At 38.7% G+C, this 15,378-nt stretch carries 9 protein-coding genes; 2 read left to right on the top strand and 7 right to left on the bottom strand.

Features of this window, described 5'->3' with window-relative positions; all coding sequences use genetic code 11:
- Window positions 1-2: 2 nt before the first annotated feature.
- The 6 genes from CBF30_RS00995 to gltB form a co-directional block, all read right to left on the bottom strand.
- On the bottom strand, window positions 3-932 hold the full coding sequence (locus tag CBF30_RS00995; protein WP_126821865.1) for an osmoprotectant ABC transporter substrate-binding protein: 930 nt from the start codon (window positions 930-932) through the stop codon (window positions 3-5).
- Window positions 932-1,567 (bottom strand): ABC transporter permease, encoded by a 636-nt coding sequence (locus tag CBF30_RS00990; protein WP_126821863.1) that lies wholly within the window; start codon window positions 1,565-1,567, stop codon window positions 932-934. Before CBF30_RS00990 ends, CBF30_RS00995 begins: the two co-directional genes overlap by 1 nt.
- Window positions 1,567-2,775: a betaine/proline/choline family ABC transporter ATP-binding protein gene (locus tag CBF30_RS00985; RefSeq protein ID WP_126821861.1), complete on the bottom strand. Its 1,209-nt coding sequence runs from the start codon at window positions 2,773-2,775 to the stop codon at window positions 1,567-1,569. Before CBF30_RS00985 ends, CBF30_RS00990 begins: the two co-directional genes overlap by 1 nt.
- A 62-nt stretch (window positions 2,776-2,837) precedes the next feature.
- Complete coding sequence (locus CBF30_RS00980) at window positions 2,838-3,569, bottom strand: acyl-ACP thioesterase domain-containing protein (RefSeq protein ID WP_126821859.1); 732 nt, start codon at window positions 3,567-3,569, stop codon at window positions 2,838-2,840.
- Between the two features lie 253 nt (window positions 3,570-3,822).
- Window positions 3,823-5,268: a glutamate synthase subunit beta gene (locus CBF30_RS00975; RefSeq protein WP_126821857.1), complete on the bottom strand. Its 1,446-nt coding sequence runs from the start codon at window positions 5,266-5,268 to the stop codon at window positions 3,823-3,825.
- A gap of 1 nt (window position 5,269) precedes the next feature.
- Window positions 5,270-9,787, bottom strand: coding sequence for a glutamate synthase large subunit (gene gltB, locus CBF30_RS00970; protein ID WP_126821855.1), 4,518 nt, complete (start codon window positions 9,785-9,787; stop codon window positions 5,270-5,272).
- Window positions 9,788-10,055: 268 nt separating this feature from the next.
- Between gltB and efaR the strand changes: the two genes are divergently transcribed.
- Together efaR and zwf are read left to right on the top strand one after the other, a co-directional pair.
- A complete protein-coding gene (gene efaR, locus CBF30_RS00965) occupies window positions 10,056-10,709 on the top strand; it encodes a transcriptional regulator EfaR (protein ID WP_126821853.1) in 654 nt (217 codons plus the stop codon).
- Between the two features lie 88 nt (window positions 10,710-10,797).
- The gene (gene zwf, locus CBF30_RS00960; protein WP_126821851.1) at window positions 10,798-12,321 is read left to right on the top strand and encodes a glucose-6-phosphate dehydrogenase; all 1,524 of its coding nucleotides are present in this window, start codon (window positions 10,798-10,800) and stop codon (window positions 12,319-12,321) included.
- 209 nt (window positions 12,322-12,530) lie between these two features.
- Here zwf and ileS read toward each other — a convergent pair whose 3' ends face one another.
- A complete protein-coding gene (ileS, locus tag CBF30_RS00955; RefSeq protein ID WP_126821849.1) occupies window positions 12,531-15,317 on the bottom strand; it encodes an isoleucine--tRNA ligase in 2,787 nt (928 codons plus the stop codon).
- Window positions 15,318-15,378: the final 61 nt, after the last annotated feature.

Here is a 15,378-nt window from a genome sequence, read left to right as displayed (position 1 = left end):
AATTATTCGCCCCCTTTGTCTTCAAAATAGTTGTGTTCTGCAAGAAACTCTTTTGCCACAACTTCTGGTTCAAGCAAATCGTTATCTGCACGGTAATTAAGTTTTTGCATTGTTTCAGTATTAATTGTTCCCTCAAGTCTACTTAAGACTTTTTCTAATTCTGGATGCTCTTTTAAGATGGCATCCGTCGCTACAGGACTTGCATCATACGGTGGAAAGAAATGCAAATCATCTTCCAGCATAACTAAATCATAACTGGCAATACGTCCATCTGTAGAATAGCCTAATACTACATCCATTTTTCCGGCATGAACGGCATCATAGACAAGACCAATCTGCATGGGATAGGCTTTTTTAAATTGGACTCCGTATTCTTCAATGAAAGCTTTGTATCCATCTCCATCACGATTCATCCATGAGGTATCCACACCAGCTGTCAATTGATTCGGAACTTTTTTTAAATCACTAATTGTCTTTAAATGATACTTTTCTGCTGTTTCTTTTGTCACCATAAAAGCGTAGGTATTGGCAAAGCCATATGAAGGATACCATTTTTGGTGATATCTTTTTTGAAATTCAGTTTGAACAACTTTTAAAGCTTTCTTCGGATCTTTTGTTGGCTTTTCTTGCAATGTGCCCGTCAAATCTGTTCCAGTATAGCGAACAGCTGAAATACTCACATCATTGTTCATCATTGCTTGATGTACCACAGTTGTTGTACCCAAATTGTTGACGGTGTTTACCTTTAGATTTGTATAGTGTTCAACCATCCCTTTTACCATTCCTGCCATAATTTGGGCTTCGGTCGATGCCTGCGAGGCTACTGAAATCGAGTTTTTACCGCTATTTGTTGTTAGACCTGGCAGTGAACAAGAACTAAGAAATACCAAACTCGTCATGAAAAAGCCTAACAGTACTTTTTTAAATTTCATTACTCTTCCCCCCTCTTATAAGCAGGAGTCAACTTATCTTCTAATTTTCCAAAAAGAAAATCGGCAAGTAAAGCAAGCACCGTAACCGGAATCGTTCCTCCAATTATGAGTGCAGGTTTGTACAAATTTAATCCGCCAAAAATCAAATCACCCAAACCACCAGCACCTACGTATGACGCAAGTGTTGCCCAAGCAATCACATAAACTGCTCCAAGACGAATTCCTGCCATAATAGTCGGCAAAGAGTTGGGAATTTCTACCAAGTAAATTGACTGAAATGACGTCATCCCCATTCCTTTCGCTGCATCTTTTAGATTGCTATCTACTTCATTTACACCAATATATGTATTTCTTAAAATCGGTAACAGTGAGTATATAAACAATGCTACAATGGCAGTTGTTTTACCAACGCCAAAAAAAGGAACCATCAAAGCAAGCAAAGCAAGAGAAGGAACGGTTTGTAGCAAACTGGCCAAGCCAATTGTAAAACCTGCTAATTTTTTAGTCCTTGTCAGTGCAATTCCAGCTGGAACAGCCACTAACACACCTAGGGCAAGTGCCACAAAAGAAATCCATAAGTGTTCTCCTGTTTTGACAATTAACTCTTGTCCGTGCTCAAGTAAAAACGTATTCATTACACTTCCCCCTGACGAACAGCAGGTTCTTTCGTTGAAATCTCTTCACTCGCGCTAGATAAGTCCTCTAACTGTTCTTCGCCCCAGATAACATCATAAACAATATCTACTAGTGAAGCTCGTGTTATAATCCCCACAAGTCGTTGTTTTTCATCTACAACAGGTACATACTTGACACCACGCTTTAATATTCTTTGCATCGTATCTCGCAACAACTTATCTTGTTGCACATAAAATATATTCCGATTTAAAATATCGCCAATACTCGTGGCTTTTCTACGACTTTTATCAATATTTTCAACGTCAACATATCCCTTTAAAACACCTGACCCATCCACAACTAATAACGTATCTACACGTTTTTCCCGCATTAGACGAATTCCTTCTGAAAGTGATTTTTCTGGTGTAATCGACACAACATTTTTCGTCATCACTTGCGCAACAGTGGTTACATCTGCCCGTGTTTGTAATAAACGTTCTTCTCCAAGCAATTCTTCGACAAACTTATTGGCAGGTGATCTTAATATTGCTTCTGGCGTATCAAATTGAATCACTTTTCCTTCGCTCATAATCATAATACGATTTGCCAGCTTAAGTGCTTCATCCATATCATGCGTCACAAAAATAATAGTCTTACCCAGACGTTCTTGTAAATCTTTAACCAAATCCTGTAAGGATTCTCTAGTGATTGGGTCAAGCGCTCCAAAGGGTTCATCCATTAAAATGATATCTTGATCCGCAGCAAGCGCTCGAACAACTCCAATCCGTTGCTGTTGTCCACCGGAGAGTTCCCCTGGATAGCGGTCCAACATCTCTTCAGGCAGCTCTACAAGTTGAATCATTTTTTTGGCTATTTCATTTCTTTTCTCTTCTGGCCATTTTAATAGTTTGGGAACAAGAACAATATTTTCGCGAATCGTCATATGAGGAAGTAAGCCAATATTTTGAATGACATACCCGATTTTTCTACGCAATTCAACAGGATTTTTCTTGCGAATATCCTCCCCATCAATTAAAATCGTTCCACTTGATGGTTCAATCATTCGATTGATCATTCTCATAGTGGTTGTCTTCCCACTCCCACTTGTCCCAATGAAACAAATAAATTCTCCTTTATTAAACGTCAAATTAACATCTGCTACTGCCTTTTTTCCGCCCTTAAATACTTTTGATACCTCTTTAAATTCAATCAAAAATGAACACCTCATCTCTTTCCTTACTTTCATTATGGGGGATATGGCAACTTTTTTCAAATAATAGCGTTTTTTATTCACTTAGTCCATTTCATACACGCTTCAGCGCAAAGCTGATTCCCAATTTTTATTTGATGCCTAGAAACCACTTCTTCTTCTTCAATCAGGTCCCAATAACTTTCAATCTCATTACCATATTCCACTTCTTTATCAAATTTGATGCTCACTTGCTGCAAATTGTGGGACGTCAAGAAATCGTAGCCCAAAACATCCAACATCCATTCAAAATAACGCGAATTATTGACATGGCTATTTCCATCGATATCTGCAAAACGAACTCGGTAATTTAATGATTGACTGCCAGATGGGGCAACTATTTTAGGTGAACGCTTAATTTTCATGATTTTTTCACTCTCAAAAGGAGCAATAATTTCTTCTGGAACACTGGCCAATTTTCGAGTATCAATTCCCATCAATACAAAAACTGATTCTATTTTGGCACATTCTTTCCCCTCATTATCATGAATCCAAAAGTTACGATAGCAAAAATACTTATTATAGCTGACTGCTTCTGTAGTAATAGCGATTTGCTCTCCATTTTTTGGAAATCTGCTTACTTGAATATCGTAATGAGTAATGACCCAAGTCAGACCGTATTTAGAAATAAACGATTTGTCTCTGCCTAATGCGTCACTTTGTTCTTCAGAGGATTTAATCACACAATTAATCATCATTGGCAAGCGCATTTTCCCTGTTGTATCGCATTCATAATAAACTACTTGATGTGTTTCTGTAAATTTTTTCCCCATTCTTTTCCCTCTATTTCTAATTTTAATTCTTTTATTGCTTTACTATTTTAACTGCTTCTCTCTTATTATAGACAGCAAAAAAATGAAAAGCAACTTACGATTATTTTTGTCAAAAATTTTGTTTAAAAAAAGCCTAGGACACAACTTAAAAGTTATGCCCTAGGCTCTTAGTATTGGGATAAATGGCAGGAGTATAAGCATTTCTGTCTCAACTACTTCACTATTTAGTGTAGCGTCACATTCGATGTCCCCATTATTTTTGTGAAACAAAAGACCGTAAGCTAACATCACAAACTTCTGCTGCTTTTCTTCCTTCACGAATCGCCCAAATAACTAAGCTTGGCCCCCTCCTTGCATCCCCTGCAAGATAAATTTTTTCATCATTTGTAGAATAATCATCAAAAACTTCTGTTACCCCAAATTGATTGAGTAACTGGTTTTCTGGTCCTACAAATCCCATTGCAAGAAGAACAACATCTGCTCTTAGTACCGCTTCTGACCCTTTGATTGTCTGAAAATGCTCATCCACTTTTACAGTCTGAATTCCAACCAACTGCCCTTGCTCTGAACCTAAGAAAGCCGTAGTAGAGGTTTGATAGTAATTTAGTTTTTCGGTTTGATACATTCCAGCCTCTTCTTGACCATATCCAACCCGACTCGTCATCGGATACTCAGGCCAAGGATTATCGGCATTTCTTTTAAGTGGTGACTCGGGGTTTATCTCTAATTGTTTCACAGAAGCACAACCTTGTCGAATCACAGAAGCAATACAATCGTTTCCGGTATCCCCACCTCCAATAACCACTACATGTTTTCCAGCAAGAAAATTATTTGTTTGTTCATTTCCATACGCTAATACGTGCTTAGTCGTTTCAGTCAAGTAATCCACAGCAAAGCGAATGCCCGAAAGTTGCCGTCCTGGTATTTCTAAATCTCTTGGGACACTGGCTCCCGTACATAAAATCACTCGATCAAACTGTTGACGTAAAGTTGCGGCCTCAATTGTTTTCCCAATTTCACAATTTATTTCAAAACAAATCCCAACTTCTTGCATGACCTTAATCCTTCGTTGGACAACAGACTTGTCTAGCTTCATATTGGGAATCCCGTACATCAGTAAACCACCCAAACGATCGGAGCGTTCATAAACGGTTACACTATGCCCTAATTGATTGAGACGCCACGCTGCTGATAATCCTGCTGGTCCACTCCCTACAATCGCCACCTTGTATCCAGTTCGTTTGCTCGCTGGCATTCCCGTTCCTTTAACCCAATCTTTTTCAAAAGCATAATCGATAATGAACCGTTCATTATCATGGATAGCTACTCCTTCTCCATTTAAAGCTTCTGTGCATGATTTTTCACAAGGAGCAGGACAAACTCTTCCTGTCATTTCAGGTAAAGGATTGGTTCGACTCAACCGTTCCCAAGCTTTTTTAAACTCTCCACGGTAAATTAAGTCATTCCACTCAGGAATTAAGTTGTCATTAGGGCAACCAGAAACTGCTCGTTTGCCGCCGAAAAAATTTCCCGAGTGACAAAACGGAATACCACAATTCATACATCTTGCAGCTTGTTCTTGCCGCTGTCCTACTTCTAAAGGAGTCTGGAGTTCTTTCCAGTCTCGAATTCGCTCGTCTACTGGACGGTAAGGGTTATCTTTTCGCTTATATTTTAAATAACCAAACGGATCTGCCATCTTACTCACACTCCTTTACTTTTATTTTTTTATTGGGGGGATTTGGCGTTTCTTTTTGTGGATTCATCACTTGATTGAAAGCCGCTTCTAAAAGCTCCTCCCCCTCAAAACCTTTTTCTGATAATGTTTCTGTCACTTCTAACATTTGACGATATTCAGTCGGGTACACTTTAACAAAATACTCTTGTTCTTTTTCCCAATCAGCTAAAATTTGTTGTGCAACTTTGGAGTGGGTAAAGTGAACGTGATTTTCAAGCATTTCTTTTAAAATACTGTCGTCTCCTTGTGTATTTATCGGGAAAATATCGACCATCTCTTTATTACACTTTTCATCAAATTTTTGATCTGGATCATATACATAAGCAACTCCACCAGACATTCCAGCTGCAAAGTTTCGACCTGTTGTGCCCAAAATCACGGCCACTCCCCCGGTCATATATTCACAGCCATGATCTCCAATACCTTCTACGACAACTCTTGCACCACTATTCCGTACACAAAAACGTTCACCAGCTCGACCATTAAAATAGCCTTCACCTGCACTAGCACCAAAACAAACAACATTGCCAACAATTGGCGCTGATTCTGTTTCATAGGCTGCATCTTCTGGTGGCACCACGATCAAACGTCCTCCACTTAGACCTTTGCCAACGTAATCATTTGCCTCTCCTGTAAGCTTGAGCTCCATACCTTGCGTAATAAAAGCGCCAAAACTTTGTCCTGCTACACCTTGATACTGATAACAAATTTTCCCAGAAGGAATTTTATCATTGCCAAAACGCTCTGCAATCCAACCTCCCATCCGCGCACCAACTGACCGTTCAACATTTGAAATTTTTTGTTCAATGCACAGCGAGTCACTGGACTGAATCGCTTGCTCAGCAAAAGCATCTAGCTCTTCCCATTGCTTTTGTTTGATAAAAGGATTCTCTACTTTTCTTTCAATGCCTAAAGTTGTTCCTAAAATCCTTGAAAAATCTAATGATTTTGCTTTTCCTTTGGCAATAAATTTGGGACAAAGGCTTTCGGTATGTCCAATCATTTCATCAATCGTACGATACCCTAACTCTGCCATGATTTCCCGTAAATCTTCTGCTAAAAAGAACATAGTATTGACAACATGTTCAGGCTTTCCTGCAAAGAACTTTCTTAGTCCAGGATTTTGAGTAGCTATTCCTACTGGACACGTATTTAAACTACATACACGCATCATAACGCAACCAATAGAGACTAGAGCTAATGAGGCAAAGCTATATTCTTCGGCACCAAGTAAAGCTGCAATGGCAATGTCACGACCTGTCATTAGCTTTCCGTCTGTTTCTAAAGTCATTCTTTGTCGTAAATTGTTAATAGATAACGTCTGATGTGCTTCTGCTAAGCCCATCTCCCAGGGAAGTCCTGCATCGCGAACAGAGTTTTTAGGTGAAGCTCCGGTCCCCCCGTCATAACCACAAATAACTACTTTGTCGGCACCAGCTTTCACTACACCGGTAGCAATCGTTCCAACGCCAGTACTAGCTGCTAGTTTGACACTAATCTTGGCATAAGGATTGACCATCTTCAAATCATAAATGAGTTGGGCTAAGTCCTCAATCGAATAAATATCATGGTGCGGTGGTGGTGAAATCAATCGAACTCCTGGTGTAGCTCCACGAATAGATGCTACCCACGGAAAAACTTTGTTTCCTGGCAGCTGACCACCTTCGCCTGGTTTAGCACCTTGAGCCATTTTAATTTGGATTTCTTCTGCGCTCATTAAATATTCGGTATTCACACCAAATCGTGCGGATGCAACTTGCTTAATTTTACTATTAAGGTTTCTTCCGCCTTTTCTCAAGCGAAAGCGTAGTCGATTTTCTCCACCTTCTCCACAGTTGCTCTTTGCCCCAATCGAATTCATCGCTTCTGCTAAACATTCATGCGCTTCTTGGCTAAGCGAGCCAAAACTCATCGCGCCAACTTTAAATCGTTTCACGATTTCTTTTGCCGGTTCAACCTCTGACAGTGCGATAGCAGGCTGCTTACTTTTGAGCTCCCATAGTGAACGAAGAGTTGTCGGCTGTTCGTCAGCTTCTTTATTCATTTGAGCGACATATTGCTTGTATAGTTGATAGTCCCCTGAACGAACCGCTTTTTGAAAATTATAAATCGTATTTGGATTGTATAAATGGTGTTCTCCATCCGTTTTGTATTGATAGCTTCCCCCAGAAGGCAGTGCATCCTTTTGCTGTTTTCCATAAGCAAAGTCGTGGTGTTTTAAATACTCTTTTTCAATTTGCGCAAGAGTTAACCCGCCAATCCGACTACTTGTTCCAGTAAAATAATTTTGAACCACTTCTTCTGAAAGACCTACTGGTTCAAAAAGTTGGGCACTGTGATAACCCGCAATGGTAGAAATCCCCATTCGTGACATGACTTTGACAATACCTTTTTCTGCCGCTTTCCGGTAGTTTTCTTGCTTTGTTTCTAAGTGGTAATCTTTTAATGTTTCATACACTCCATAAGGATAGATAGCGCTGACGCCGTATCCTAACAACAAGGCAAAGTGATGAACCTCGCAAACCTCAGCAGTATCTGCAACCAGAGATACCAAGCTTCTTTTCCCTTTTGTAATCAAGTAGTGATGCAAGCCAGATACTGCGAGTAAGATTGGGATTGAAAGATCATTTTCAGTACTATGTCGATCACTTAGAATTAAAATACTCGCACCCTGATCAATTTCATGCTCGGCATCTTTAAACAATCTCTCGAGTGCGTGCTGCAAACGTTCGGAATCATTTAAATCATAGGGATACAGTATCGAAAGAGTTTTTGTCTGCTGCTCACTATTTTTTAGTGCACAAATTTTTTCAAAATCATTCGTAGAAAGAACCGGTGTTTCGATTTTTAATTTACGACAATTGCCAGCAAAATCTTTTTTTAAGTCCCCATCTCTTCCTAAAAACATTTCTGTACCAATCACTAAACGTTCACGAATTGCATCTATAGGTGGATTGGTCACCTGTGCAAATTGTTGTTTAAAATAAGTAAATAAAGTCTGTGGCTGATTGCTTAATACCGCAAGAGGTGAATCATAGCCCATGGAAATAACTGGTTCTTCACCTTTTTCAGCCATTGGTAAAATTAACGTACGGATTACTTCATCGGTATACCCATATAATTTCCAAGTTTTTCTTAGTTCTTTCGAGCTAAGCGGCGTGACAGAATTTTGCTCCTTTAGTTTGTCTAACGTTAGTTGACCCTGATTGAGCCAATTACGATACGGATGCTGCGTAGCATAATAATGTTTGATCTCATCATTTCGCAAAAAAGTTCCTTTGCTTGTATCAACCAAAATCATATTTCCTGGTCCTAGTACCCCTTTTTCAATGATTGAGGAAGGACTTAAATCAATGACACCAGCTTCTGAAGCAACTACAAGTAGATGATCTTTGGTCAATGAATATCTGGATGGACGCAATCCATTTCTATCTAGCGTTGCGCCCACTTGGATGCCATCTGTAAAGCAAAGAGCTGCAGGTCCATCCCATGGCGTCATAAAATTAGCAGTATACTCGTAAAAACTAGCCACTTCATCCGGTAATTTTGCTTCTTTAGACCATGCTTCTGGAATCATCATCATTAGCGCTTGTGGAATATCTCGTCCATGTAAGTATAAGTATTCCATACAGTTTTCTAATTTGGCAGAATCAGAGTTGTCTTCGTTATAAATTTCTACATGGTGGCTCCTCATCCAATTTTCTGCTCCGCGAAGAGTATTGATTTCACCATTGTGTGCTAAGAAACGAAACGGTTGAGCTCTGTCCCAACTTGGAAACGTATTGGTCGAAAATCTAGAATGAACGAGTGCTATAGAAGTTTCCATTGTTTTGTCTTGTAAGTCTGGAAAAAATAACCGCACTTGATATGCATGAAGCATACCTTTATAAATGACCGTTTGAGAAGACAAACTGACCACAGTCAATTCTTTGGGAGAGAATGTCTTTTCAATATGACGTCTCAAATGAAAGAGCACATTTTCAAACATACGACCACAGTCAATATCAACAGGTTTCTCAATAAAAAATTGAACAAAACTCGGCATTTTCTTTTGAGCAGAAGGACCACAATGTTCTGCAGCAAATGGTACCTCCCGTATCCACAAAACTCGGTATCCTTGCATTTTGATTTCCGTTTTTAACTCTTTGATCATTCTTTTTTTACGGGAAGGTTCGTATGGTAAAAAAAACATTCCCACAGCATAATTTCCTTTTTCTGGAAGTGAATGTTTCTGTTGGTTCGCTTTTTTTTGAAAAAATGTATCTGGTAGTGCCATCAAAATCCCCGCGCCATCTCCTGTATCTGGTTCTGCTCCAGTCCCACCACGATGATTCATTCGCTCCAAAACAGTCAGTGCTTGATCCACCAATCTGTGAGAAGCAACTCCATCAATCTGTGTGACAAACCCCATTCCACAAGCATCTTTTTCAAAAGCAGGTGAATACATTTTTTTTGCTTCAAGAATTTGCTTTTTACTCATATTTTCCCTCCTATTTTTAAAATTAGAATTTTCTCATTTTTCTAATATTACCTGTTTACTAACGATATAGCAATAGGTCTTTACCATTTTTTATAAAAATCCGAAAACGAATTCGGAATCTTCTGACTATTAATCCAAAAATGGCTCTAAGCGATTATTCTTTCATCCAGAACCAATAGCCATGGTAATTATCGTGATAATTTGCTAAACTAGGAGTTGGAGTATTTACCATTTTTTGGTAAGATGTTAATGAAAGAGAGGTCGACTCATGACACCCAATAAAGAAGATTATCTAAAGCTTATTTTCGAACTTGGTGGCGATAAAAATAAAATAAATAACAAACAAATAGTTTCAGGTTTACAGGTTTCAGCGGCTTCTGTGAGTGAGATGATTAGCAAATTAGAAAAAGGCGGCTTTGTCAAACATTCCCCTTACCAAGGTGTTCAACTTACTAAAGCAGGATTACAACAAGCAAGTAGTCTAGTTAGAAAACATCGGTTATGGGAAGTTTTTCTAGTAGAGCATCTGGGATACTCGTGGAATACTGTACACGAAGAGGCCGAAGTTTTAGAACACGTGACCTCGGAAGAATTAACTAGTCGTTTAGAAACTTATTTAAACACCCCTGAATTTTGTCCACATGGCGGAGTCATTCCTCGTAAGAACCAACCTATTTTTGAAAGAACACTTCAAACATTAGCCGATTATCCCGAAAATACAAAAGTTCGGATTGAGCGAGTATTGGACGAAAAAGAGCTATTAGATTACTTAGTATCCATTGAATTGAACATTCATGATATTGTAACCATTGAACATATTTCCGTTTATGAAGGGCCGATTACCTTAAAAAAATCGGATCAAAAATCGCTCCACGTCAGTTTTAAAGCTGCCAATAACATTTTTGTTACCCCTATTGTCTAACATTCTTTTAACATGACAAATAGTGATGTTCCATCAATATGTAACATCTCGTCAGTTGAAAATCATATAAGAAAGCGAGTGAAAGTCCATGACCAAAGAAAACATTGCTTTATTTACTATTTTTGGTGGAACGGGTGATTTAGCCAAAAGAAAACTTTATCCTTCTCTTTTTCGTTTATTTAGAAAAGGGAATTTAAAAAAGCACTTTGCAATTATTGGTACTGCTAGACGCGATTGGACCGACGAGTATTATCGTGAGATTGTCAAAGAAACGCTCGTAGATCTCGACCCAACCGAAAAAGAACTAGCAGAATTTTGTGGGCATTTTTATTATCAAGCCCATAATGTAACAGATACTGAACATTATGATACTCTCAAAACATTAGCAGACAAGCTCGACGAGGACTATCAATTACAAGGAAACCGTATTTTTTATTTGGCTATGGCTCCTCAGTTTTTTGGTACCATTACTAGTCATTTAGCTTCCCAAGAGATTGTGACAGAAACAGGTTTTAACCGCCTGATTATTGAAAAACCTTTTGGTAACGATTTTTATTCTGCAGAAAAATTAAACAAAGAAATTCGTGAGGCTTTTAACGAAGAACAAATTTACCGAATTGATCATTATTTAGGCAAAGAAATGGTACAAAATATTTCTGCCATTCGTTTTGGAAACACCATCTTTGAAGCACTTTGGAATAAAAACTATATTGACAATGTGCAGATCACTTTTGCTGAAAGCATTGGAGTTGAAGAACGTGGGGGCTACTACGAAAAAAGTGGAGCTTTGAAAGATATGATTCAAAATCATGTGCTACAAGTCGTTTCACTGCTCGCAATGGACGAGCCTAGCGTCTTTTCACAAGAGGCCATTTTAGCTGAAAAAGTCAAAGCCCTCAATGCTATTCGCATATATACAGAAGAAGAAGCAAGACAGAATTTTGTACGTGGACAATACCGTGAAGGTCAGCTTGATTCTCAAAAATTTATCAGCTATAAGGAAGAGCATAATGTCCATGAAGATTCCCAGATTGAAACATTCGTTGCTGGTAAATTTCATATCGACAATTTTCGCTGGGAGGGGGTACCTTTTTATGTACGGACTGGGAAACGTTTAACAGAAAAAGGAACACGAATTAGCATTGTATTTAAACCAGTTCCAGTGAATGTATTTAGAGAGCAAGATCAAAAAGCTCCAGATGCTGAAACAATTCAATCTAATGTTCTAACGATCTACATCCAACCAACAGAAGGCTTCTCTCTTTCGCTAAATGGGAAAGAAGTCGGTCAAGGATTTAATTTACATCCTGTAAAATTAGACTTTCGCCATTCTTCTGAAACCATGGGGAACAGTCCAGAAGCTTATGAAAAGCTGATTCTTGATTGCTTGAATGGCGATGGAACAAACTTTACTCATTGGGATGAAGTTGCGCAATCTTGGCGTATTGTTGATGTCATTCGTCGTGCATGGGATAAGGATTCTGACCCTATTCCGACTTATCCAAGCGCAACAATGGGACCAAAATGTGCGTTTGACTTACTAAAAAATGATGGCTTTGACTGGATTTGGAAACCAGATGAATGGTACCGTGATAATCATAAACTATCATAAAAATTAACTATCTCTTCTGCTCTACAAGTTAAAGACCAAAGAGACTTGATTTACACTATAAACCAACCAAAAGAAGCCACCTCCGCTTGACTCATTCACGGAGGTGGCTTCTTTGTGCTTAAAATTTTCTATCAAACAAATATGCTCTTCAGTTATCTCTTCAAATATCTCATTACTTTTTTTATGCTATGATTTGTTCAATTCAATGCTTATTCAATCCCTTGTGTTAAAGCTTCTGGATAGTTTTTAGCTACTACATCGGCGCAATGACCACAAAGCGTTGGAAATAGAGCATTTGTTCCCACATCTTTTGTTACCTTACGACAACGGGCACAGGTTTGACCTTCTGCTTTTTCGACAAGAATCGAAACATCATCAAATACTAGTGCATGCTCATCTACTTTTTCACCAACAGCTTTCACTTCTAAATCAGATACGATAAATAGTTGGGCAAGATCTGCATCTAATGAATCAATCAGTATGTTGATTTGTTCATTTGGGTAGACGGTCAACTTAGCCTCAAATGACTTTCCAATCAACTTAGCATTTCTGGCTTCTTCCAATGCCTTCAGCGCATTATCACGCAAGTCCATGAATGCCTTCCACATATCTAATAATTCAGATTGATTGGCAAATTCTTGATAACCAGGAATTTCAGTAAGTTGAACATATTGTTCTTCCTCTTTTAAATAACCCCAAACTTCTTCTGAGGTATGAAGCAAGATTGGTGTTAGAAGTTTTGTTAGCGCAACTAAACATTCATAGAACACGGTTTGCATACAACGACGAGCTGGATCATTTTCGGCTTCGATGTAGACAACATCTTTAGCAAAATCAAGATAAAATGCAGATAAATCAGCCGTTACAAAATGGACAACTTCTTTATAAACCGTAGAGAAAGAGTACTTATCGTAGCCTTTTTCTCGAATAGCTTTTATCGTTTGATTCAAACGAATCATCATATATTTATCTACAGAGCGGAGTTCTTCATAAGAAACACTATTGACTTTTGGATCAAAATCACTTGTATTGGCTAATAAGAATCTTAGCGTATTTCTGATTTTACGATATACTTCTGAAATTTGGTTTAGCGTGCCCATGTCTACCCGAACATCTGACTCATAATCAACACTGGCCACCCAAAGACGTAGAATATCTGCCCCCATTTGTTTGGTTACTTTATTTGGCTCAATCGTATTGCCAAGTGATTTACTTTGTTTTCTTCCTTGTGGATCAAGAGTAAAGCCTTGTGAAAGGACAGATTTATAAGGAGACACTCCATTGATGGCAACACTTGTCGTGATACTTGAGTTGAACCAACCACGATACTGATCTGATCCTTCAAGATACAAATCTGCTGGGAAAGTTAAATTTTCACGTCCACGTAACACTGCTTCGTGTGAAGAGCCTGAATCAAACCATACATCCATAATATCTTTTTCTTTCGTAAAGGTTCCATTCGGACTTCCTGGATGTGTAAAACCTTCTGGTAATAGCTCTTTTGCTTCTTTTTCAAACCAAACATTCGAGCCATTTTCTGCAAATAAGTTTGCAACATGCTCAATGGTTTCAGGGGTGATAATTGCTTCACCATTTTCTGCATAGAAAATTGGAAGTGGCACGCCCCATGCACGCTGACGAGAAATAACCCAATCGCCACGATCGCGAATCATATTGTATAAGCGTGTTTTTCCCCAAGGAATAACCCACTCAACCTTTTCAACTTCATCAAGAATTTCTTTTCTAAATTTGTCAATAGAAGCAAACCACTGTGGGGTTGCACGATAAATTACTGGTTTTTTTGTACGCCAGTCATGAGGGTAGCTATGTGTAAAGAATTCTAATTTAAGCAATGCGCCTTTTTCTTCCAAAATTTCTGTAACCATTGGATTGGCTTTGTCATAAAAAACGCCTTCAAACCCAGGCGCTTCCTCTGTATAGCAGCCCTTATTGTCGATTGGAGATAACACTTCTAAATGATATTTTTTCCCTACATAATAGTCATCTTCCCCGTGCCCTGGAGCAGTATGAACGAGACCTGTTCCGGCATCAAGCGTTACATGATCCCCTACCATAACCAAAGATTCCCGATCATAGAAAGGATGTTGTGCCGTCATATATTCTAGCTCTTGACCTTTTAAGGTTTTTAAAACATTGGTTTCTTTCCAGTCAAGCTCTTGACTTACTTTTTCTAACAGTTCTTTTGCAACAACAAACTTTTTACCCATAGTTTCAACCAAAACATAGTCATAGTCAGGATGAACAGAGATTCCTAAGTTTGAAGGCAACGTCCACGGTGTTGTCGTCCAAATAACAAAAGAGGCATCCTCTGGCAGCTTATCTTTCCCATCTTTTACTTTGAAAGCCACGTAGATAGAGGCAGATTTTACATCTTTGTACTCAATTTCCGCTTCGGCCAAAGACGATTCACTTGAAGGTGACCAATAAACAGGTTTCAAGCCTTTGTAAATATACCCTTTTTCTGCCATCTTGCCAAACACACGAATTTGAGCGGCTTCGTATTCTGGTTGCAATGTGATATAAGGAGTATCCCACTCCCCACCAATACCTAATCGCTTGAAATCTTCACGCTGTGTATTTACTTGAACCATTGCATACTCGGCACATTTTTTACGATATTCAGCCATTGTCATTTCTTTGCGCTTTACGCCTTTATTCGTAAGAGCTTGTTCAATTGGCAATCCATGTGTATCCCAACCAGGAACATACGGCGAACGAAAACCAGTCATCGACTTATAGCGTACGATGATATCTTTACTGATTTTATTAAGTGCATGACCCAAATGAATATTTCCATTCGCATAGGGAGGTCCATCATGTAAGACAAAAGTTGGTTTGCCTTCATTTAATTTTTGGCGTTGTTGATAAACTTGATTTTCTTCCCATTCTTTTTGCCATTCTACTTCACGAACAGGTAAATTCCCACGCATTGGAAAAGCAGTTTTTCCTAGCTCAAGTGTTTCTTTCATTTTCATTAGCTTTCTTTCCCTTCTATCTATATCAAAAAGCACTTCACTCCTTCATTACGAAGGGGCG

The organism is Vagococcus entomophilus, from assembly GCF_003987595.1.
In the GTDB taxonomy this organism is placed as follows: Bacteria; Bacillota; Bacilli; order Lactobacillales; family Vagococcaceae; genus Vagococcus_E; species Vagococcus_E entomophilus.
This window is presented reverse-complemented; position numbering and strand designations above follow the sequence as displayed.